This window comes from Planifilum fulgidum, assembly GCF_900113175.1.
In the GTDB taxonomy this organism is placed as follows: domain Bacteria; phylum Bacillota; class Bacilli; order Thermoactinomycetales; family DSM-44946; genus Planifilum; species Planifilum fulgidum.
Genome location: NZ_FOOK01000016.1, coordinates 40,410 through 61,726 on the forward strand (window position 1 = coordinate 40,410; position 21,317 = coordinate 61,726).

Here is a 21,317-nt window from a genome sequence, read left to right on the forward strand (position 1 = left end):
CCCTTCGGGTTTTGTATTCGAATGGGACCTTATTATCCGTCTTTTCGCATTTCGTGCCGAATCGCTTCCGCCAGCATGTCGGCGATGGTGCCGACGACAACCTGGGCGTGCTGGTCATCCAGTCTCATGACCCCGGCGGCGCCGAGCCGCTTCAAGGCTTCCTCGTCCAGGAGGTTTGTGTCTTTCACCCTCAACCGCAGCCGGGTGATGCATCCCTCCACTTCCAGGATGTTCTCCTTCCCGCCCATGGCGGCAAGATACTGGCGGGCTTGTTCGGCCATATCGCCGTCCGCCTTTTTCTCCTCCTTGTCCTCCTCTTTCGAGGCGAGCTGGTACTCGTCAAAGACGCTGAATCCTCCGCTTTGGGCGGCTTCCCCTTCCGATTCCCGCCCCATGGTTTTGATGTTGAAGGCCTTGATGCTGAAGTAGAACACCAGGAAGTAAAGGACGAAGAACACGGCACCGATGGGAATCAGCCACCACCCCTTCTCCGCCAGCCCCATGTTGAGGAAGTAGTCGATGGATCCCGCGGAGAAGAAGAAACCGTGCCGGATGTCAAGGGCATAGACGACAGCCAGGCTGATCGCCGTCAACAGGGCGTGGAGGACATAGAGCACCGGCGCCAGGAACATGAAGGAGTATTCCAGGGGCTCGGTGATCCCTGTCAGGAAGGCGGTGAGCGCCGCGCTCAGCATGAAGCCGGCAACGGCGGGGCGCCTTTCCTTTTTGGCCGCCAGCGTCATGGCCAGGGCGGCCGCCGGCAGACCGAACATGAAGATGGGGAAGAAGCCCGCCATGTATTCACCGGCGGTCGGATCGCCCGCGAAGAAGCGGTGCAGGTCCCCGGTTTTTCCTTCATACTCGCCGAAGACGAACCAGATGTACGAGTTGATGACGTGGTGAAGCCCCAGCGGGATCAGCAAACGGTTCAGGAAGCCGTAGATGGCGGCACCGAGGGCGCCGATACCGGTCAGTCCGTGGCCCAGAACATCGATGCCCGCTTGAATGTAGGGCCATACGTAACCCAGCACGAAGGCCAGAACGATCGCCGCACCGGCGGTGACGATGGGGACGAAGCGCCTGCCGCCGAAGAATCCGAGATAATCCGGCAGTTTGACGGTGTGATACCGGTTGTACAGCCAGGCGGCGAGAATCCCGGCGATGATCCCGCCGAGGACACTCATGTTGATGTCCTCGTTGATGGCCTGTGCCCCTTTGGTGATGATCTCATAGGCGATGTAGCCGGCCAGCCCCGCCGCCCCGTGGTTTTCCTTCGCCAGACCGATGGCCACGCCGATGGCGAAGAGAACCGGAAGATTGTCCAGGACGGCGCTGCCGGTCGCTGCGATAAAGGGAATGTCCAACAAGTCCGGTTGACCGAAGCGCAGCAGAAGCCCCACGGCGGGCAACACCGCCACCGGCAACATGAGCGATTTGCCCAGCCGTTGCAACTGACCCAACATGTTCTTTAACCTCCCCCTTGTTGTTGTAAGCGCTTTTCCGCCGAAAGAAAAAAGGGCAGGCACAAGCTGACAAGCTCATGCCTGCCCTTGTCGGCAGTAACACGCTCAATTTCATGTTACCATCTGCGCCCGCATCTTGCAACGGCTTTTGGGGTGAACCGGACGCTTGCAGTCTTCGCCGATCCTTCGGGGCGACAAGCCCCCCGCGCCGGGATCCATGATGAAAAACTTCCAGAGACGGCCGTCGGGATGGCGAAAACTCCGTCTGGACGCGAAGCCGTGGTCGGCGGATCGCCTGGGAGGCGGATAGGCGTCCCAAGCCCTGTTGAAGATTTCGTCCACGCGGGCTGCCGGCCGCGCACAGGAACCCGATGACTTCGACGCTTCGGCCCGGATCGGGGATCTCCCTTTTCGTAAAGGATTCCCACTCCCCCGGATCGATTGGCTCTTGGCCAGTGAAAACAGGAAATGAAAATATTTTACAGGGTACCAAAAAGTGTCATATAATATTTTCGACACCAAAAGGTGTCCTTTTTCCGGATGCCGGAGGGCTTGTTTCCCGCATCGAGAGGCGGGATGCCGCCTGCGCAGGGCGTGGCCGGGATTCATCAGGAGGGGGGTGTCATGAGCGGAAATAAGCCGTCACGGGATGTGTTTGACGCAATTGCCGATCCAACGAGACGCCGGATTATCCAACTGCTGGCCGAGAAGGGAGAATTGCCGCTTCACCAGTTGGCGGCGCAGTTTTCGATAGGCCGGACAGCGGTTTCCAAACATTTAAAAATATTGAAAGAAGCCGGACTGGTTGTGGACCGGAAAGCGGGCAGAGAGACGCGCTATCGGCTCAATGCCTTTCCGCTGAAGAAGGTTCAGGATTGGGTGTCCGATTACAGCGTGTTCTGGAGTGCCAATATGTCACGTCTGGATCGATTTTTGCGGGAGGAGAAAGAAGAGTGAGACTGAAGCTGACGATGGATTTTCAGTTTGCGGCGACGATGGAGAAGCTGTGGTCCGCTTAGACCAAACAAACTTGCCAGGTGGAGGGGGGCTGCGGCGGGCCGATGGAGAACAATTTCAAGCCCGTCGTGGGCGCCGTTTTCGGTTCCGGGCCCAGCCGTTCAACGGTTGGGACGGGATCATTGAGGGCGAAGTGCTGGTTGTCGAACCGACGCCCCGGCTATCCTTTACCTGGGCCGGCGGCGGGGAGGAACACAAGATCGTCTGGACGCTGCAGGACTTGGGGAATGGGAGAGTCAATCTCCATCTCGAACAGACCGGGTTTTTCCGGCAGCAAGGCCTGGAAGGGGCCAGGTACGGCTGGGGAATGGTGCGGGGAGCTGAAAAAAGTGTTGGAACAATGACAACACGTGGGGGATCCGTGTGGTCGGTGGCGGTCAACCCACGCTTTCGAGGAGTGAATGCGGATGAGGGAAGGGAAGAGGAATCCGAAACTGGATGCCTATTTTGACAAGCTGAAGCAGTGGAAGGAGGAGTTTCGGCTGCTCAGGGAAATCGTCCTGGACTGCGGGCTGGTCGAGGATTTCAAGTGGATGCATCCCTGCTACACGTATGAGGGCAAAAACATCGTGTTGATTCACGGGTTTAAAAACTACTGCGCCCTCCTGTTTCACAAGGGCGCTCTGCTGAAGGATCCCCACGGCATTCTCGTCCGACAGACGAAAAATGTTCAATTGGCCCGACAAATCCGGTTCACGGGCGTTGAACAGATCAAAAAATTGCGCCCGGTTTTGAAGTCCTATATCGAGGAAGCCATCGAAGTGGAGAAAGCCGGACTGAAATGGGACCCTCCCGAGAAAGCGGAGCCCGTTCCGGAGGAATTGAAGAAAAAGTTTGAGGAAGTGCCGGGTTTAAAAGCGGCATTTGAAAAGCTGACGCCGGGCCGGCAGCGGGCATATCTGCTGCATTTTTCCTCGGCCAAGAAGTCCGAAACCCGGTTGGCCCGCATCGAAAAATATATTCCGCACATTCTGAGCGGAAAGGGAATGAATGACTAGGCCGGGCAAGCCGCGGAACGGCGGACATCTGTGGACCCGCCCGCCGAAATATCTCCGCCCCTCCATTGGGCCGATCCACTTGCTCCGCAAAAGGGGAGTGGCCGGTGCTGGCAAAAGGGCGCAGCCGGGTAAGATGCGCCGCCTCACAGTATCCATTTTTCGCACAGGGTCCGGATGCGGTCGTGCTGGTGCGCCCAGCTTCTCCACACCGCCTTCGCCCATTATTGGATCATTTCCTTTCTGCCGCTTCCCGGCTCCCCCTTCATCACATCCAAAACCGCGATATCCCCTGGCCGTTCCGGCGGCTCAAGCCGGGGCCATTCGGCTCCCTTTCCCGCCTTTTTCGCCAGTTTCATGTGCGCGATTTGAACCTGCCTTCCGTAAAACCCGCGCTCGACGGCCAGATACAGACCCACCGGCGCAAAAACGGTGGTGATGGGTTTGACGGGCCCTCCCGAATGCTGTGCCCCGTGGGCATCCACGCACAATTGATGATGGAAGAAAGGGTCCATTTCCTCCATGTTGTTTGCGGTCAACTCACCGTACAATTCCCAACATTCGCCGCTCGCAAGATAACGGTCGCTCACGGGCAAGTGCCGATCGGGAAGCTCCGCCCCGCATCCCGGGCATTTCACGAAACGATACATCGCTCATCACCCGCCTAATTTTTATCCCTGCAAACGCCGGGAGAGAAGGAAGGGGAGGAAACCGCCGATCGGGGTGCCGTAAATTGCAGTGAAGGCCGAACGGGTGCGGAAGCCACAAGGGCTTGAGCGCCCATGCGGCACAGCGGCGGTGAGACTGCTGATAAACCCATATCCCGGGAGCCGGGACAGATCTTCACGACGCCGAGCCGTGGCCGCTCGACGAATAATTTCTTCCGATGCGCGCTGCGACAGCCTGTCGTCTCCGATGATGGGCTGTTTTTGTTTTTAGCAGGAAGTTGTTCATATTCAGTTCATAATTGCCTGCTACGATTCTGTGCGAATCGATCCAAGGAGGAGGGAACCCATATGGCATTGGAAATGCAAGCCGCGCCGGGGGACCGGAATTGGGCCGTGGAAGCGCGCGGACTGGTGAAATCCTTCGGCGCCCATCGGGCGGTGAACGGCCTCGATTTGCGCGTGCGGGCGGGCACTGTCTACGGCATCCTGGGCCCCAACGGGGCCGGCAAGACGACGACCATCCGGATGTTGGCCACGTTATTGCGCCCGGACGCCGGCACTGCCAAGATTTTTGGATACGACGTGGTCCGGCAGCCGCAGAGGGTCCGGCAGTTGATCAGCGTCACCGGCCAATACGCATCGGTCGATGAGTCGCTCAACGCGGCGGAGAATTTGATGATATTCTCCAGGCTGCTGGGACTGAGCCGAAAAGAGGCGCGGAAGAAAACGGACGAACTGTTGGAGGAGTTCGGCTTGACGGAGGCGGCAAAACGCCCGTTGAAGCATTTTTCGGGCGGCATGCGCCGGCGCCTGGATCTCGCCGCCAGCCTCATCGTCCGGCCGCCCCTCCTTTTTCTGGACGAACCGACCACCGGTCTCGATCCTCGGACGCGCAATCAAATGTGGGAGACCATTCGCCGCCTGGTGAAAACGGGGACGACGGTGCTGCTGACGACCCAATATTTGCAGGAAGCGGACGAACTGGCGGACCGAATCGCCGTGATCGATCGCGGCCGGGTTGTCGCGGAGGGGACGCCCGATGAGCTGAAAGCCTCCGTCGGCAGGTCGTCTTTGCAGCTCCGTCTGCGAAATCCCGGGGAGATCGATGTGGCCAGGCGCATCGCGGAACGCGTTCTCCGCACCCCGTCGGCGGTGTCTGCGAAGACCGGGAACATCACGGTGCCGATCGCCGATGCGTCCCAGGTGACGGACTTGCTCGTCGCCTTGCGCCGGGAGGGAATCCGCCTGTCGGAGATCAATGTGCAAAAGCCCACCCTGGATGAAGTCTTTCTGGCCATCACCTCCCATGGAGCGGAAAAAACCGTGGAGGAATCCAAGGGTGTGAAGGAGGAAAAAATGGGATGAGTAGCATTTCACTTCCGTCCGTCAATCGACCGCCGAAAAATCGTGCAGGCTTTTCCATGGCAGTCCGTCAAACGCTGACGATGGCCCGTCGCAGTCTGCTGAAGGTGCGGCGCACGCCGGAACATTTATTTGACGTCACTTTCCAGCCCATCCTTTTTATCCTGATGTTTACCTATATCTTCGGCGGGGCCGTCGCGGGAGATGCGCAGGGTTACCTGCCCATGATCGTTCCCGCGATACTGATCCAGACGTTGGTCGGGGCTTCCGTTGCTTCGGGAGTCCAACTGCGCGACGATATGGACAAGGGCGTGTTCGACCGCTTCAAGGCGATGCCGATCGCCCGCGTCGCCCCGTTGGCGGGAATCTTGTTGGCCGATATGGTCCGGTATGCCATCGCCGCCGTGCTGACGTTCGGCATGGGCTTTCTCATCGGTTACCGACCGGAAGGAGGCATTGCCGGCGTGGCGCTTGCGATCGTATTTTCCATCTGTTGCGCGTGGGCACTCAGCTGGATTTTTGCCTTCTTCGGGGTCATTGCGCGCGATGCCGCCAGTGTGCAGGGGATCTCCATGGTGGTGCTGTTTCCGCTCATGTTCGTCTCCAATGCCTTTGTGCCGGTGGAGACGATGCCCGGCTGGCTGCGATGGTTTGCCGAAATCAATCCGATTTCCCACATGATCGCGGCCGTCCGCGGGATGGTCAATCAGGGGACGATGAATGCCGATTTCGCGATCTCCCTGCTGGGCGCGGCGGCCATTGTCGCCATCTTTGCCCCGATCGCTGTTCGCGTGTATATGCGCCGGGTGTAGCCGGAAAGAGGGGAGATGAAAATGGCACGAATCCTGGTCGTCGACGATGACGCTCATATCCGCGAACTCGTGAGACATTTTTTAAGCCTCGAAGGTTTTGAGGTTCACGAGGCGGCCGATGGAAAAGAGGCCCTGGCCCTGCTGGAGACGGTGAAAGTGGATCTGGTCATCTTGGACATCATGATGCCGGTGATGGACGGGTGGGATCTCTGCCGGGAACTGCGCGCAGTCGGCGATGTGCCCATCCTGATGCTGACGGCCAAGGGGGAAACGAGACAAAAAGTGAAGGGTTTTGAGCTCGGGGCGGACGATTATCTCGTCAAACCCTTCGACCCGCTTGAACTGGTCGCCCGGGTCAAGGCACTGCTCAAACGGTACCGGATCGCCACATCGCAAATTGTGCAAATCGGCTCCTTATCGTTAAACCGCAAGACATATGAATGCCGGATGGGAGACCGGGAGGTTCTCTTGCCGCCCAAGGAATTCGAACTGCTTTTTAAGTTGGCCAGTCATCCGGGAAGGACATTCACGCGCGACGAGTTGATTGAACAGATTTGGGGCTACGATTACGAAGGGGATGAACGAACGGTGGACGTGCACATCAAGCGGTTGCGCGAGCGGTTTGCCCGGCCGGACGCCCCCTTTTTGATCCGGACGATTCGGGGACTCGGTTACCGGTTGGAGGAGTGCCGATGAAACGGTTGTGGTTCGCGATCAAGGCCGTCTTGATGCTGATTGCCGTGATCGTCATCATCAGCGTGTATTGGACGGCTGCGTATTTCCTTTCGGAATGGGTTTACGCCCGCCTAAACTGGCAGCCGCATCCGCTTGCTCGGCAACTTATGACATCGATCCTGGGCTTCTTTTTGTTTGGATTCAGCATGAGCGTCATCGCACCGTTCATACGAAAGCATGAAAAAGTGTTTTGGCAGAACATGATGGATGCCATCCAACGGATCGCACAGGGCGATTTTCGCGTCCATCTCCCTGTGGATCGGGAAAATCGGAATCATCCCTTTTCAAAACTCGCAACGGGCATCAATGACATGGTCGCCCAATTGCGTGTGATGGAGGAGATGCGCCAGGAGTTCATCTCCAACGTATCCCATGAGATCGGCTCTCCCTTGACTTCGATCCGCGGATTTGCCCGGGCGCTGAAAAACGAGAACCTGAGCCGGGAGCAAAGGATGCGGTATCTGGACATCATCGAAACGGAATGCGTCCGTCTGTCCAAGTTGAGCGAGAATTTGCTGCGGCTGACGATGTTGGAATCGAACCAGCCCCCCTTTTTCCCCGCCCCTTATCGCCTGGACGCACAGCTTCAGACCATCCTTCTCCGCTGCGAGCCGCAGTGGGCGGAAAAGGAGCTGGACGTGGGCGCCGACCTCGAAAAGGTCGTCATCACCGCCGATGAGGACTTGCTGAGTCAGGTGTGGCTGAACCTGATCCATAATGCCATCAAATTCACGCCGAAGGGAGGAAGGATCACCATCCGGCTTGAGAAACGGGGCGACCGGGCGGTCGTCACCGTCTCCGACACCGGGCCGGGAATCGACCAGCAGGATCAGCACCGCATCTTTGAGCGGTTTTATAAAGCGGACAAATCCCGCCACCGCGCCGCCGGCGGAAGCGGACTCGGCTTGTCGATCGCCAAGAAGATTGTTGAGATCCATCAGGGAAGGATTTCGGTGCACAGCCGGCCGGGGGAAGGAGCCGTTTTCACCGTTGAGCTTCCCCTCCATGCTTCCGAAACCGCGCAGAGCGGTTGAAGGGCGGCGAGCGTTTCGGGCGGGTGCGTCGGGCCTCGGCGCCTTTGAAGACCAAAGCCCGCTAGGATGAAGAATGAAAAATAGGGCGACGCGCGCCCTTGAGACTGCAGACCATTTCCGTGCTGATAGCTTTGAAAAATGACGAAGGGGGGCCGCTGGTGCCTTTGTACGAAGCGGCACACCCCTTCGGCATCTGATGGGAATTTTTTAAAGCGCCTCCAAAAAGGTCGCGGACGCGGTTTTTTGCGCCGATTCCATGAGGCAGGGGTTCCCCGGAGAAAAATCGCCCCCTCTTCGACTTTGTCGACAACCTGTAGGGCTCTTGCGCCCTTTTTCTCATTTCTCCGTGTTTATTCGAAAAATGACTTGGCTTTCTTTCCTACTCAAAAGTCCCGGAAGCATCCCGTTCTCCCGTGAACCGCGCCACGTGCATGGCCAGGTAGGCCACTTCATCTTCGGGGAGTTTGAGGTGAAGCCTCTCTTCCAGCCGGTCGGCCACCGCTTGCGCTTGTCGGAAGCTTTCGGGAAGGCGCTCGCGGATGGCGCGCTTTAGCGGGTTGACGATGGGCTGCTTGGTGAGGGCGCGCTGAAGGGCAAACCGGACGTGGGTGACGAAACGGGCGTAATCCAGGGATTCCCTGGGAAGGGGCCGGTTCAGCAGGCGCTCCATCTCCTGGACCGCCACGCGCACGCCTTCCGTGACGCGGAGGGTTTCCGACAATCTCCCCCGCTCCCGGGCGGCCTGAAGGTGCAGCGTCAAAAACCCGATTTCCGAGTCGGGGATCTTGACGCCGAATCGCTTTTCCATCAGTTTGGCGCCGTCGGCGGCGGGGCCCCAGGCCTCAGGATACAGGCACTTGATTTCCTCGAGGAAGGGATTGTCAATCTCCAGTCCGCCCATGAGGCGTTTGAGGGCGAAACCGATGTGATCCGGCAATGCGACGTGGATGTGTTCGTGCAGGGGACCCAGCAGAGGGGCGGCGTGGGCGATGATCTCCTCGGCGACGCCGATCACTTCGTCGCTGACCACGGTGTACAGCTGCTTAAACTTGGCGCGGTTGTCCGGATTCGCCAGGGTAAACCGCTTTTCGATCCGCGGATCTTCCGGATCGATCGGATTTCCGCGGCGCATGCCGAACCCCAATCCCCGGCCGATGAGAATCTCCTCCTTGCCGTCCGGCGTCCGGACTACCAGCACGTTGTTGTTGAGCGAACGTTCCACTATATAATGGCCCCGTTTCATGTTCAACCCCCGCTGTCTTCTTCCGCTTCACGCACCTTGCTGTTGACCGAATTCCACACGGGGAGCGGCAAATCCTTTTCCGCAAACATTTTGGCCGATGCGTTGCGGATCGCGTTTTAGATCAGAACGTTCAGTCTATTTATATCTTGGAAGGAGAATTTTTCATTAAGGAGGTCGGTTGGATGGCGGATTCTTATCCGGTGATGAAAGGGGCGGAGCCCTTCTTCTTTGAGGGAAATGAGGTGGGGGTGCTGGTTCAGCACGGATTTACCGGTACGCCCCAGAGCATGCGGGAACTGGGCGAGTACCTCGCCCACTGCGGGTTTACCGTTCACGGTCCTCGGCTCAAGGGGCACGGAACCCACCCGGAGGAGATGGAAAAGACCACCTACAAGGACTGGATTGCTTCCGCCGAGGAGGGCTACCGCCTGCTCAAGGAGAAATGTTCCCAGGTGTTTGTGGTCGGCCTGTCCATGGGGGGAACACTGGCCCTTCATTTGGCGCACCGATACCCGGAGACCCGGGGCATCGTGCTGATCAACGCCGCCATGTCCATGGAGGAGCTGGAGAAAGTGGCCCGGCAGGAAGAGCCCCGCTTTCTGGAGGGCATCGGCTCGGACATCAAGGCGCCGGGCGTGAAGGAGCTGGCCTATGAAAAAACGCCCCTGAAATCGGTTCGGGAACTGGTGAGGTTCATGGCGGAGACAAGGGAGAAAGTCTCCTCCATCACCTGCCCCGCCCTGATTCTCGTCTCCGCGGAGGATCATGTGGTTCCCCCCTCCAACTCCCGGTTCATCTACGACCATCTCTCCAGCGATGACAAAGAATGGGTGGAGCTTCAAAACTCCTACCATGTGGCCACCCTCGACAACGACAAGGATTTGATCAAAAGGGAAACGGAGAAGTTCATCCGCCGTCTGGCGGGAAAGGAAATAGGTGCCGGCAGGGATCGGTGAGCGGAGCTGAGGGGAAAAGAAGCGGGGGAAAACCGGGGGATGGCGGGAGATGACACCGGCCCTCCGGAGATTCTGACAACCCAAATTCCGGGTGTCGGGAGGGGATTTTCCGCCTCGATTCCCCGGCGGAAAATGGCTTTCTCTGGATACGTTTTCTGTGATTGAAGGCGGGCGGTCTGCCCGCCTTTGTATCTTACAAGGGATGCGGCCAGGCGCTCCTTCGGGGTACAGGAGGAAGACACAAAACCTTTTGCCGCGCGAATTTGTCGGGACGGAGAAGGGAACCATGGGTGAGCAAAATGTGCAAACCGGACGGAATGTACGCGATGTCCATATCCTGATACAACGGGAGGTGAGGAGGGTGGAGATGCAGGTGATGAATGCCACCGATGTCGCCGGCACCGGGGAGAGTTCATTGACGGAGTCGTGCGCGGGCATCTCAAGGCATTGAAGCCACCGGGATCATATTTTGGTATTTCGCTGGACATGGCCGGGGAGCAGTTGAGGGGGTGCGGTTTCGAATGAAAGTGGAACAGGAAGAAGGCGGTTTGGTCGCAGGAACGCTGGAAGGCCTTGACCTGGTGGAAAACGCTTCGGATACCGAATCCCGCCGAAGGCTTTGGCCGAGGAACTGTTGATTTCCTCCGAACATGCCCAATTCCCCTTGTAAATAAATTCTCCAAACCGTCGTCACCACTTTCCGTCGGCTTTCCGCGCCAATAGGCTGACAGCGTCGATGAAGTGATGGAGCTGATTGATTGAGTGCCCACCTGGAGGGAATCGGATCGATGCCGGCGGCGAAGCGGTTGGAGAAAGCTGCCGGGGAAAAGGGATCACATCTATTTTGAAAGGCAGCTTCCGGACGGAGCCGTGTTGTGAAATCCAAGCGGATATGGCAGCAGATCTTGAAGAAGCATGGGCCGGGCTGAGGCTGGACCGCAAAATGGAGGCGGGCAGATCCGGCCCGCCGGAAGTCGATTTTTTGCCTTGTTCCATGATGAAGGGGATATTCGGCAACATGCTCCCTCCCGAAACTTCGCCGACCATTTAAGGCGGGCAGTCAGCCCGCCTTTTTTATATCAGATTCATGGCGGCGACGAACGGTTCGCGGCGTGATGCAAACATCCAGGTCCATTCCCTTGTCCGGGTCTCTGGCCATCGGGTCAGTCGTAGCGCAGTCCGTGCCCGCAGGGGTAAAGGTCGCCGATGGTCACCGGGAGCCGGCCTCCCGGCTGTTTGCCGAAGATCACTTCGACCGCCGCCCGAAGCGCGGTGGGATTGGGGGTTTGCCAGCGGTCGAGGGCGTAGGAGGCGAGGTATGCGTCCACCTCCGGATAGTCGGCGAGATCATAGGGCAGCCCCAGGGAGAGGGCGGCCACCGGTTTTCCCGTCTTCAGCAGGGCCCGGACCAACTCGCTCTGTCCCGGGGGGAGTTTGCTCTGGGAATAGGTGGCGACCAGGATCCGGTCCGCCTGCTCGGCCAGCCGGACCGCTTCCTGAATCTCTTCCGCCGTCGGATCATGGGTCCGGGCTTGCCATCCGATCACCTGGCCTCCCCCGATCGCCTGGACCGCTTCCACCGCCTCCGGCACCTGGATCACTCCCGCCACCAAGGTGGTTTGGCCATTTCGCCTGAAGGGCAGCACCCCTTCATTTTTCACCAGGGTGGTGGCGCGGCGCGCGATCTGATCCGCTTTTTTCCGGTGGGAGGTGTGGCCGCTCACCCTTTCCGCCCGTTTCGGGTCGGCGTAGCGGTCGGAAAACAGGCCGTACTCGCATTTGGCCCGCAGCACCCGGCGGACGGAGTCGTTCACCCGTTTTTCGGAGATCGCTCCGGTCCGAACCCCGTCGCGGATCGCGCTGACCGTCTCCACGTGGTCCTCAAAGGAGCCGGTGGACATGATCACGTCCGCTCCGGCCTGCACGGCCATCGCTGCGGCTTCCCGGGTGCCCCAGTTTTCGTCGATGGCGTCCATCGTCATGGCGTCGGTGATGATGATCCCGTCATAGCCCATCTCGTTCCTCAAGAGCCCGGTCAGCACCTTGTGCGACAGGGTGGCCGGAAGTTCCGGATCGATCGCTTCCACCACCACGTGGGCCGTCATGATGGAGTCGACCCCCGCGTCGATGGCGGCGCGAAAGGGCAGGAGGTGGACCGTTTCCAGGGTTTTTCGGTCGTAGCCGACTCTGGGCAGTCCGAGATGGGAGTCCACATCCGTGTCCCCGTGCCCCGGAAAATGCTTGGCCGAAGCCATCACCTTTTCTTTCTGGTACGCCCGCACTTGCGCTGCGGTCAGTTTCGCCGCCAGTTGCGGGTTTTCGCCGAAGGAACGGACGCCGATCACGGGATTTTCCGGGTTGGTGTTCACATCCGCCACCGGGGCGAAGTTCCAGTGAAAGCCCATCGCCCGGGCTTCCCGGGCGGTAAGCCGGGCGGCCTCCGCGGCATCCTTGATGCTGTGGGTGGCCCCGATTCCCATCTGCCGGGGGAAGGCGGTGGTGCCCCGGCGGATGTTCTGGAAGGCGCCGAACTCGAGATCGGCGGAGATCAGCAGGGGGATTCCCAGACGGGTTTGGGATGCCCACTTCTGAAGCCGGTTGTTGTATTCGGCCATGAAGGCGGGGGCCGGTTTGTTGTAGATGATCACCGATCCGACGTGGTAGTCCTGAAGGACTTTCCGGGTCTTTTCGTCGGGCATGCCATCGGGGGCGTCGCCGGTGACCTCCATCACCATCTGTCCGGCCTTCTCGTCCAGGGTCATCCGGGAAAGGAGGCTTTCCGCCGCCTCCTCGCAGGAAGGGGTTTTCCGCGCCGAGGCGGGAGCGACCTGCACCGATGCGATCAGGGCGACTCCCAGAATCGAAGCGACGGTTCCCATCCACACGCGTCGAAAGCGGGACATGGACCATCCTCCTTAAGGCGGGATTATTGAACCCGTTCGACGCGCCGGTCGACTTTTCCTTGTTATTTGAATTCAATTGAAAGAATTCAAACAAAATTCCCCTTCTCCGGAGAGGGGAAGGGGTAAAAGGCGGCTTTGCCCGATGGAATTTTCAGGACTTCTCCAGTTGCTCGGCGGGCCGGGTTGTTTCGCGAAGGGGACGGCTCCTGTCAAAGAGCGAAACGCCGACCATGATGATCAGGCTGGCGGCCATGCCGTACATGATGGGATCGGTGGAGGTGATGCCCAAAACGGCCAGACCGCCGATCACGACCGCCGTGCCGCCGATGACCGCCGAAAAGCCGGCCTTGGGGGTGGCTTTTTTCCAGAAGATGCCCAGGACCACCGGAACGAAGATCGCTCCGGACAGGATGGCGTAGGCCACGTCCAGCGCCACCAGCACGTCCTGGATCCAGATGGCGAAGATGATGGCGAGGGCCCCCAGGGACAGGGTGGCCAATTTGGAAATCCAGATATATTTCCGGTCGTCGGCTCCCTTGAACAGGAAACGGAGGAGAATGTCGTTGGCAAGCAGTGTGGACGATGCGAGCAGGGAGCCGGAGGCGTTGGACATCAGCGCGGCGCAGACGGCGGCGAGCACCAGGCCCAGCAGACCGGGCGGAAGGATGCCGCTTGCCATCTCGGCGAAGGCGTCCTGGGGCTGCTTTAGGGCGGGCAGCGAAACGAGGGCGCACATCCCGATCAGGCTGAGGGCGATGGCCCAGGCGATGCTGTAGAAGCCGGCGAACAGGGCGCCCGTCCGGGAGACGGAGGCGGACCGGGCCGTGAACACCCGCTGCCAGATGTCCTGGGAGACCACCATCCCCAGGCAGTACAGGAGGAAATATTGAAAGATCTGGGCCCCGCCGATATGGGTCCAATCCAGGTGGGTGGCCGGCACCTTGTCCAGGAGGGCGGAGAAACCGCCGACGTGGGCAAGGGATAGGGGCAGCATGACAAAAAACACGCCGGCGGTCATGATGACGAACTGGATGACGTCGGTCATGGTGACGCTCCACATGCCGCCCAACAGCGTGTAAAAGATGACGATGCCCCCGCCGACGATCATGGAGGTCGTCAGTTCCCAGCCGAGGATGGCGTGGATGATGGCCCCCATGCCGATCACCTGCGTCACCGTCACCATGACGGTGTAGATCACCGCCACCACGGCGCTGAGGAGGCGGGTCTGCTCCCCGTACTTAAGTCCCAACAGTTCGCTGATGGTCGTCACCTTCAGCCGGTTGAAGGCGCCGCTGAAAAAGAGGCCGAGCACCATGATGCCGAGGCCCAGCATCGCGACGAACCACATGCCGGAGATTCCGTGTTCGTATCCCAGCCGGGCGGTGCCGATGGTGGCGGCCCCGCCGATGATGACCGCCACCAGGCAGCTGCAGTAGACGAGGAGCCCCAAATTGCGGCCCGCCAGAACATACTCCTCCGAGGTGCGGACTTTTTTTGTTCCGAGGATGCCGATGATGATCAGGACGAGGAAATAGACCAGCAGCACTCCCGTATCCAACCAATTCATTCGATAACCTCCTTCATGGGACCGGATGGCCTGCCTCCAGCTCGGCCAGGACCCGGTCGAGCACCTTCAAGCCCTCATCGATCTGGTCGCGGTTGACGGTCAGCGGGGGGATCATGCGGATCACTTCTCCCCGGTTTCCGCAGAGATAGAACAAGACGCCGTATTCGGCGCATCGGTGGAGGATTTTAAGCAGCGCCTCCCCGTCCGGTTCACCGGTTTCCGGGTCGATGATCTCGATGCCGATCATGAGGCCGACGGAGCGGACGTCGCCGATGCGCGCGTGCTTTTCCGCAAGCTTATCCAGCTTTTCCCGGGCATAAGCCCCCATCTGGCGGCAATTGGCCAGGAGGTTTTCCTCTTCGATCACTCGGATGGTGGCCAGCGCCGCCTCACAGGCGATCGGATTCCCTCCGAAGGTGGTGGCGTGGGCGCCCGGCGTCCATTTCTGCATCAGCTCCCGGGAAGCGGCGGTGACGCCGAGGGGCAGGCCCGAGGCGATGCCCTTGGCGATGGCCATGATGTCCGGCGTCACGCCGAAGGTCTGGGCGGCGAACCACTGGCCGGTTCTTCCGAACCCGGTCTGCACTTCGTCAAAGACCAGCAGGATGCCGTGCCGGTCGCAGATCTCCCGCAGACGGACCAGCCACTGACGGGGCGGAACGATGTAGCCGCCTTCGCCGAGGATGGGCTCCAGGATCACGCAGGCGATTTCTTCCGGCGACACCTGATGTTGAAAGAGATGCTCCAGGTTTTTGTCCAGCTCCTCCACGCACCAACGGGCGGGCTCCCGGTCCGGCGGGCATCCGCGGGGATCGGCGTAGGGGATTTGGTACACCCCGGAGACTGCATGCAGATGTTTCCGGTATTTGCTCTTGGAGGTGCTGAGGCTCAGGGCTCCCAGCGTGCGGCCGTGAAAACATCCCGTGAACGACACGACACAGGGCTTTCCGGTTACGTGTTTCGCCAGCTTGATCGCCCCTTCCACCGCCTCGGTCCCGCTGTTTCCGAAAAAGAAAGAATCCAGCCCTTCGGGCAGGATGCGGGCCAGCTCTTCCGCCAGTTTCAGTGCGGATTCGTAGACGATCACCCCCATGGGGCCGTGGAGGAGGCGATCCGCCGCCCTTTTGATCGCCTCCACCACTTTCGGGTGGCGGTGTCCCACGTTGGTCACGGCGATGCCGGAGGTGAAATCGAGGTATTTTCTGCCGTCCAGCCCCAGGTAGTAACACCCCTCTTCGCCGATCACCGGCAGGTTGGGGAAATCCTTGGCCATCGTCGGAGCTAGATGGCGGTGCATTCTCTTCAGGAAGGATTCCGGCGTGTTCAAGCGAATCACTCCTTTTTCCTCGGCGGCTTCCGCATTTCGTCCCCTCGCGTCCAGGGACTGCGGAGCGGCCATGAGGGGGATGACGATTCCCCTGGCGAATAACAATACGATTATACGTATAATCATCCATATCGTCCAGAAGGAAATTTGCGGGGGGAAAGAGAGGTCCGCGGGAGAAAAAAGGCGGCACGGGGGGTTTTTGGATGTTTTCGACCGGCGAAATGCGGGCAAGTCCCCTTTCATTAGCCGCCCATAGGCCGGTCGGCTGAGGATGGGATGGTCTCTCCGAAGGAGGAAATTTTTGTATAATTGACACCCGATCAACAGGGAGTTTATACTGTATGTAACCGGTTACTCATGTGTCGGATATTTTTTATCGCCGGTGTGTAACCGGTTACATATGGAGGTTGAAAACGGATATGGCGACGATTCGGGATGTGGCCGCCCGGGCCGGTGTTTCCGTGGCCACCGTCTCCCGGGTGCTGAACGGGAACGGGTACGTGAACAAGGAGACGGCCCGGCGGGTCCGAAGGGCGATCCAAGAGCTGAACTACCGGCCGAACATGGTGGCGAGGGGGTTGGCCAACCGGAAGACGGGAACCCTGGCCGTCATCCTGCCGGACATCAAAAACCCGTTCTTTTCGGAATTGGCCCGGGCGGTGGAAGACACGGCCCGGACCGGCGGCTTCACGGTGATCTTCTGCAATTCCGACGACCTGGGGTCGAGGGAGAAGAGCTACATTGAAGTCCTGCGGCAGAAATATATCGACGGCATCATCATCGCCTCCAACACACTGGGGGAAGCGGATGTGGCTTACATCAACGACAACGACATTCCGCTGGTGGTGCTGGACCGCGGGCCGGGAGTCGGGGACTGCGCCGTGTTCCGGGCCAAAAACGCCGACGGGGCGAAAATGGCCGTCCGGCACCTCCTGGATGCGGGCTGCCGAAAGGTGGCGCACATCGCCGGTCCCGAAGAATTGGTCACTGCCCGGGAACGGCTGAAGGGATATCGCGAAGTTGCGGGAGCGTTTCCCTGGTTTGACGAGAGCCTGATCGTGCCGGGGCGTTTTTCGGTCGAGGGGGGAAAGGAGGCCGTGCGCCGGCTGCTGGAGCGCCATCCCGATGTGGACGGAATTTTTGCCGGAAACGATCTGATGGCGATCGGAGCGCTCAAGGCGCTGCAGCGGATGGGAATCAAGGTGCCGGACCAGGTGTCGATCTGCGGTTTTGACGGTGTGGAAATGACGGAATGGACGGAACCGGAGCTGACCACCGTCGCTCAGCCCATCTACGAAATGGGAGCCGAAGCGACCCGGTACCTGATCGACCGGGTCCGGGGCAAGGCGGAGCCGAAGGCGGTGGTGGAGCTGGACGTCCGGTTGATACAGCGGGGATCGACGAGGAGGGGTGCGGATTGACGCGGAAGCGGGCGCAGGTGGCGGTCGTCGGCAGTCTCAACATGGATGTGGTCGTCAAGGCGAAGCGCGCCCCGAAGATGGGCGAAACCGTGATGGGGGAGGCGGTCCATTTCATCCCCGGCGGCAAGGGGGCCAACCAGGCCGTGGCCGCGGCCAAACTGGGGGCCCAGGCGGTGATGATCGGGGCGGTGGGGGACGACCCCTTCGGCCGGTCCCTTTTGGAGTCCCTCCGAAAGAGCGGAGTGAATACAAGGGGCGTGAAAACCGTGCCCGGGGTGGCCACCGGCATCGCCTCCATTCTCCTGACCGATGAAGACAACAGTATCGTCGTGGTGGCGGGAGCCAACGGCCGATGCCTGCCCGAAGACGTGGAGGCGGGGAGGGAGATGCTTTCCGGTGCGGATATTCTCCTGCTCCAGCTGGAGATTCCCCTGGAGACGGTGCTTGCGGCCGCCCGCACCGCCAAGGAGCTGGGGATGAAGGTGATCCTGAACCCGGCCCCGGCCCGGGAGCTCCCCGAGGAGCTGTACCGGCTGACGGATGTGATCACGCCCAACCGTTCCGAGCTGGAGTTTCTGACGGGCCGCCCCGTGGACGAGGGCGGGCTGGAGGCGTCGATGAAGGTGCTTTTGGAGCGGGGGGCGGGCTGCGTGGTGACCACTCTGGGGGCCGAGGGAGCCGCCCTGCTGTCGCCGGAGGAAGGATTTCGGCGGGTGAAAGGGTATGCGGTGGAAGTGGTGGACACCACCGGTGCGGGAGATGCCTTCAACGCGGCCCTGGCCTGCGGGCTGTCCGAGGGGATGGGGCTTTCGGCCGCGGTGGATTTTGCCGGCCGCACCGCCGCCCTGGCCGTCACCCGGCTCGGCGCCCAGGACGGGATGCCGCTGAGGAAGGAAGTCGAGGAATTTGCCAAACGGCTGAACGGAGGATGAACCGTGAAAAAGACGACGCTGTTGAACAGCCATCTTTCAAGGGTCATCAGCGAGATGGGACACACGGACCGGCTGGTGGTGGCGGATGCCGGGCTTCCGATCCCGCGGGATACGGAGCGGATCGACTTGGCGGTCCGGCCCGGCTTGCCCGGTTTCCTGGAGACGCTGGAGGCGATCCTCACCGAGCTGGAGGTGGAGAAGGTGTATGTGGCCGAGGAGACGGAAAGGGTCAGCCCCCGGCTGCATCGGGCGCTGAAGGAGATGTTTCCGGAGGCGGAGTGGGAAACGGTCACCCATGAGGCATTGAAGGGGATGACCAGGGAGGCGAAGGCGGTGGTCCGGACCGGCGAATGCACCCCCTACGCCAATGTGATCCTGCAGGCCGGTGTCTCGTTTTGAGGGGGGATGATCCCATGCCCGCGCATCTTTTGGAAATGAAAGGAATCCGAAAGGAATTTTCCGGCGTCCCGGTCCTCCGCGGCGTGGACTTTGCGCTTTATCCCGGAGAGATTCACGCCCTCATGGGGGAAAACGGGGCGGGAAAATCGACCCTGATGAAGATTCTCGCCGGAGTCCACCGGAAGGACGGGGGGATCATCCGGATCGACGGGGAAGAGCGGGAGATCGACGGCGCCCGGGAAGCGATGCGGCTGGGAATCGCCGTGATCCACCAAGAACTGAACCTGATCCCCCACCTGACGGTGATGGAAAACCTGTTTTTGGGCCGGGAGATGGTTTACGGGAGGACGGGATGGATCCGCTGGAAGCAGATGAAGGAGGAAGCCCGCAGGTGGCTGGAGCCCCTGGGGCTTGAGGTGGATCCTTCCCGGGAAGTGGCTTCCCTGTCCGTGGGGGAGCAACAGCTGGTGGAAATCGCCCGCGCCCTCTCCATGCAGGCCAGGATTCTGGTTCTGGACGAACCGACATCGGCCCTGACCAACCGGGAAATCGACACCCTTTTCCGAATTCTCCGCTCTTTGAAGGAAAAGGGAGTGGGGATGATATACATTTCCCACCGGATGGAGGAGATCTTCGAAATCTGCGACCGGATCACGGTCCTTCGGGACGGCGAGTGGATCGGCACGCGGCGGGCCGATGAGACCGACGTGGATGAATTGATCCGGATGATGGTGGGAAGGAACATCAGTAACCGCCATTTCCGCGAGCCGGTGGAACCGGGGGAAGAGCGGCTGCGGGTGGAAGGGCTCACCCGCAAGGGACAAGTGGAAGAGGTCTCCTTTTCGATCCGGAGCGGGGAAATCGTCGGTCTGACCGGCCTGATGGGCGCCGGGAGGACGGAAACGGCCCGTCTCCTCTTCGGCATCGACGCCCCTGACCGGGGGAAGGTGTGGGTGGACGGCAGGGAGGTCCGGGTCCGTCACCCGGCCGACGCCATCCGCGAGGGCATCGCCTTTGTGACGGAAAACCGGAAGGAGGAGGGGCTGGTTTTGTCCCTTTCGGTCCGGGAAAACCTCTCCCTCCCCAATCTGGGCGCCTTGTCCGCCCGCGGGCTGATCCGCAGCCGGAAGGAAGCGCGCCTGGTGGAGGAACTGATCCGGCGGTTGTCGATCAAAACCGCGGGGCCGGGACAGGAGGTCCGTTTCCTAAGCGGGGGGAACCAGCAAAAGGTGGTCATCGGCAAATGGCTGGCCGCTTCGCCCCGGGTGCTCATCCTGGATGAGCCGACCCGGGGGGTGGACATCGGCGCCAAGGAGGAGATTTACCGGCTGATGAACCGGTTGACCCGGGAAGGCATGGCCATCCTGCTCATCTCCTCGGATCTTCCGGAGGTGCTGGGGATGAGCGACCGGGTGCTGGTCATGCACCAGGGGCGGATCGCCGCCGAATTTAAAAGAGAAGAGGCGACCCAGGAGAAAATTCTGGCCGCCGCCTCGGGAGGGTGTGCGTCATGAACACTCTTTGGAAAAACAGCCGGTTGGGCCTGTTTCAAAAACTCGGTCCCCTGATGGGTCTCGGCGTCATCGTGATCGCTCTGTCCTTCATCAGCGGGGATTTCCTGACCGTCACCAACATTTTCAACGTGTTGCGGCAGATTTCCATCAACGCCCTGCTCGCCTTCGGAATGACCTTCGTCATCCTGACCGGCGGGATCGACCTGTCCGTCGGATCCATTCTGGCCCTGTCCGGCGCTCTCTGCGCCGGGATGATCGCCGGGGGAACGGACCCGATCCTGGCCGTGCTCGCCGGACTGGCGGCCGGCACCCTGATGGGGGCGGCCAACGGGCTGTTGGTGGCCAAGGGGCGGGTGGCCCCCTTTATCGCCACCCTGGCGACGATGACGATCTATCGGGGATTGACGCTGGTTTACACGGAAGGGCGTCCCATCACCTTCAGCAACGAGACCTTCTCCCTGTTGGGAAAGGGATATTTCCTCGAGATTCCCGTGCCGGTCATCTGGATGCTGCTTTCCTTCCTCATCCTTTCCTTTTTGCTTCGCAACACCACCTTCGGCCGCCACATTTACGCGGTGGGGGGGAATGAGGAGGCGGCCGTTCTCTCCGGGATCCGGGCGGACCGGGTGAAGATCCGGGTCTATGCCATCAGCGGACTGTTCGCATCCCTGGCGGGGATCATTCTGACTTCCCGCCTCAGTTCCGCCCAGCCGACGGCGGGCGTGGCCTATGAGCTGGATGCGATCGCCGCCGTCGTCCTCGGGGGGACGAGCCTGGCCGGCGGGCGCGGCTGGATTGCCGGCACCCTGGTCGGCGCCATGATCATCGGGGTGCTGGACAACGGCCTCAACCTGTTGAATGTATCCTCTTTCTACCAGCAAGTGGTGAAGGGAGGGGTGATTCTGCTGGCGGTGCTGTTGGACAGGTCCCGGAATGGCTGAGGCGCGTCGGGTGAAATGCTTAAAACCA

General features: G+C 60.4%; 20 protein-coding genes. 13 read left to right on the plus strand and 7 right to left on the minus strand.

The annotated features are described in order from the left end of the window. Positions 1-32 precede the first annotated feature (32 nt). Positions 33-1,463 (minus strand): N-acetylglucosamine-specific PTS transporter subunit IIBC, encoded by a 1,431-nt coding sequence (gene nagE, locus BM063_RS10140; protein ID WP_092038576.1) that lies wholly within the window; start codon positions 1,461-1,463, stop codon positions 33-35. A 624-nt stretch (positions 1,464-2,087) separates the two neighbouring features. On the opposite strand from nagE, the gene BM063_RS10145 reads away from it, so the two are divergent. The 3 genes from BM063_RS10145 to BM063_RS10155 are packed head-to-tail and all read left to right on the plus strand — an operon-like array spanning position 2,088 to position 3,478. Then, complete coding sequence (locus BM063_RS10145; protein WP_092038636.1) at positions 2,088-2,420, plus strand: ArsR/SmtB family transcription factor; 333 nt, start codon at positions 2,088-2,090, stop codon at positions 2,418-2,420. Positions 2,421-2,469: 49 nt separating this feature from the next. Beyond that, positions 2,470-2,931: an SRPBCC family protein gene (locus tag BM063_RS10150; protein WP_425439150.1), complete on the plus strand. Its 462-nt coding sequence runs from the start codon at positions 2,470-2,472 to the stop codon at positions 2,929-2,931. Beyond that, entirely contained in the window at positions 2,888-3,478 is a 591-nt protein-coding gene (locus BM063_RS10155; RefSeq protein WP_092038578.1) for a YdeI/OmpD-associated family protein, read from the plus strand. Before BM063_RS10150 ends, BM063_RS10155 begins: the two co-directional genes overlap by 44 nt. Positions 3,479-3,699: 221 nt before the next feature. Here the strand turns inward: BM063_RS10155 and BM063_RS10160 are convergent, their stop codons facing one another. After that, complete coding sequence (locus BM063_RS10160; RefSeq protein WP_245752217.1) at positions 3,700-4,125, minus strand: DUF5946 family protein; 426 nt, start codon at positions 4,123-4,125, stop codon at positions 3,700-3,702. 366 nt (positions 4,126-4,491) lie between these two features. Here BM063_RS10160 and BM063_RS10165 point away from each other — a divergent pair, with 366 nt between their 5' ends. From BM063_RS10165 to BM063_RS10180, 4 genes are read left to right on the plus strand one after another with little or no spacing between them, the layout of a single operon-like run. Further along, complete coding sequence (locus BM063_RS10165) at positions 4,492-5,508, plus strand: ATP-binding cassette domain-containing protein (protein ID WP_092038580.1); 1,017 nt, start codon at positions 4,492-4,494, stop codon at positions 5,506-5,508. Next, on the plus strand, positions 5,505-6,317 hold the full coding sequence (locus BM063_RS10170) for an ABC transporter permease (protein WP_092038582.1): 813 nt from the start codon (positions 5,505-5,507) through the stop codon (positions 6,315-6,317). Before BM063_RS10165 ends, BM063_RS10170 begins: the two co-directional genes overlap by 4 nt. 21 nt (positions 6,318-6,338) lie before the next feature. Further along, on the plus strand, positions 6,339-7,013 hold the full coding sequence (locus BM063_RS10175) for a response regulator transcription factor (RefSeq protein ID WP_092038638.1): 675 nt from the start codon (positions 6,339-6,341) through the stop codon (positions 7,011-7,013). Beyond that, positions 7,010-8,086 (plus strand): sensor histidine kinase, encoded by a 1,077-nt coding sequence (locus BM063_RS10180; protein WP_092038584.1) that lies wholly within the window; start codon positions 7,010-7,012, stop codon positions 8,084-8,086. Before BM063_RS10175 ends, BM063_RS10180 begins: the two co-directional genes overlap by 4 nt. A gap of 379 nt (positions 8,087-8,465) precedes the next feature. Here BM063_RS10180 and BM063_RS10185 read toward each other — a convergent pair whose 3' ends face one another. Then, entirely contained in the window at positions 8,466-9,329 is an 864-nt protein-coding gene (locus tag BM063_RS10185) for a BglG family transcription antiterminator (protein WP_143085310.1), read from the minus strand. 182 nt (positions 9,330-9,511) lie between these two features. On the opposite strand from BM063_RS10185, the gene BM063_RS10190 reads away from it, so the two are divergent. Beyond that, positions 9,512-10,285 carry an alpha/beta hydrolase gene (locus tag BM063_RS10190; protein WP_092038588.1) on the plus strand — a complete coding sequence of 258 codons (774 nt, stop codon included), beginning with the start codon at positions 9,512-9,514 and terminating at the stop codon, positions 10,283-10,285. A 690-nt stretch (positions 10,286-10,975) separates the two neighbouring features. On the opposite strand, the gene BM063_RS17270 is transcribed toward BM063_RS10190, so the two are convergent. The 4 genes from BM063_RS17270 to BM063_RS10215 form a co-directional block, all read right to left on the minus strand. After that, positions 10,976-11,302 (minus strand): hypothetical protein, encoded by a 327-nt coding sequence (locus BM063_RS17270; protein WP_143085311.1) that lies wholly within the window; start codon positions 11,300-11,302, stop codon positions 10,976-10,978. Between the two features lie 146 nt (positions 11,303-11,448). Beyond that, complete coding sequence (locus BM063_RS10205; protein WP_092038596.1) at positions 11,449-13,188, minus strand: glycoside hydrolase family 3 protein; 1,740 nt, start codon at positions 13,186-13,188, stop codon at positions 11,449-11,451. 151 nt (positions 13,189-13,339) lie between these two features. Continuing rightward, positions 13,340-14,755, minus strand: coding sequence for a sodium:solute symporter family protein (locus tag BM063_RS10210; RefSeq protein WP_092038598.1), 1,416 nt, complete (start codon positions 14,753-14,755; stop codon positions 13,340-13,342). A 13-nt stretch (positions 14,756-14,768) separates the two neighbouring features. Next, positions 14,769-16,208, minus strand: a complete 1,440-nt coding sequence (locus tag BM063_RS10215; RefSeq protein WP_281246693.1) for an aspartate aminotransferase family protein — start codon at positions 16,206-16,208, stop codon at positions 14,769-14,771. Positions 16,209-16,501: 293 nt separating this feature from the next. Between BM063_RS10215 and BM063_RS10220 the strand changes: the two genes are divergently transcribed. From BM063_RS10220 to BM063_RS10240, 5 genes are read left to right on the plus strand one after another with little or no spacing between them, the layout of a single operon-like run. Further along, on the plus strand, positions 16,502-17,503 hold the full coding sequence (locus BM063_RS10220) for a LacI family DNA-binding transcriptional regulator (protein ID WP_092038601.1): 1,002 nt from the start codon (positions 16,502-16,504) through the stop codon (positions 17,501-17,503). After that, on the plus strand, positions 17,500-18,435 hold the full coding sequence (rbsK, locus tag BM063_RS10225; RefSeq protein ID WP_092038603.1) for a ribokinase: 936 nt from the start codon (positions 17,500-17,502) through the stop codon (positions 18,433-18,435). The genes BM063_RS10220 and rbsK overlap by 4 nt, the downstream gene beginning before the upstream one ends. A gap of 3 nt (positions 18,436-18,438) precedes the next feature. Further along, positions 18,439-18,834: a D-ribose pyranase gene (gene rbsD / locus BM063_RS10230; RefSeq protein WP_092038605.1), complete on the plus strand. Its 396-nt coding sequence runs from the start codon at positions 18,439-18,441 to the stop codon at positions 18,832-18,834. 14 nt (positions 18,835-18,848) lie between these two features. Further along, positions 18,849-20,348, plus strand: a complete 1,500-nt coding sequence (locus BM063_RS10235; RefSeq protein WP_092038607.1) for a sugar ABC transporter ATP-binding protein — start codon at positions 18,849-18,851, stop codon at positions 20,346-20,348. Further along, on the plus strand, positions 20,345-21,289 hold the full coding sequence (locus BM063_RS10240) for an ABC transporter permease subunit (RefSeq protein WP_092038609.1): 945 nt from the start codon (positions 20,345-20,347) through the stop codon (positions 21,287-21,289). Before BM063_RS10235 ends, BM063_RS10240 begins: the two co-directional genes overlap by 4 nt. Positions 21,290-21,317: the final 28 nt, after the last annotated feature.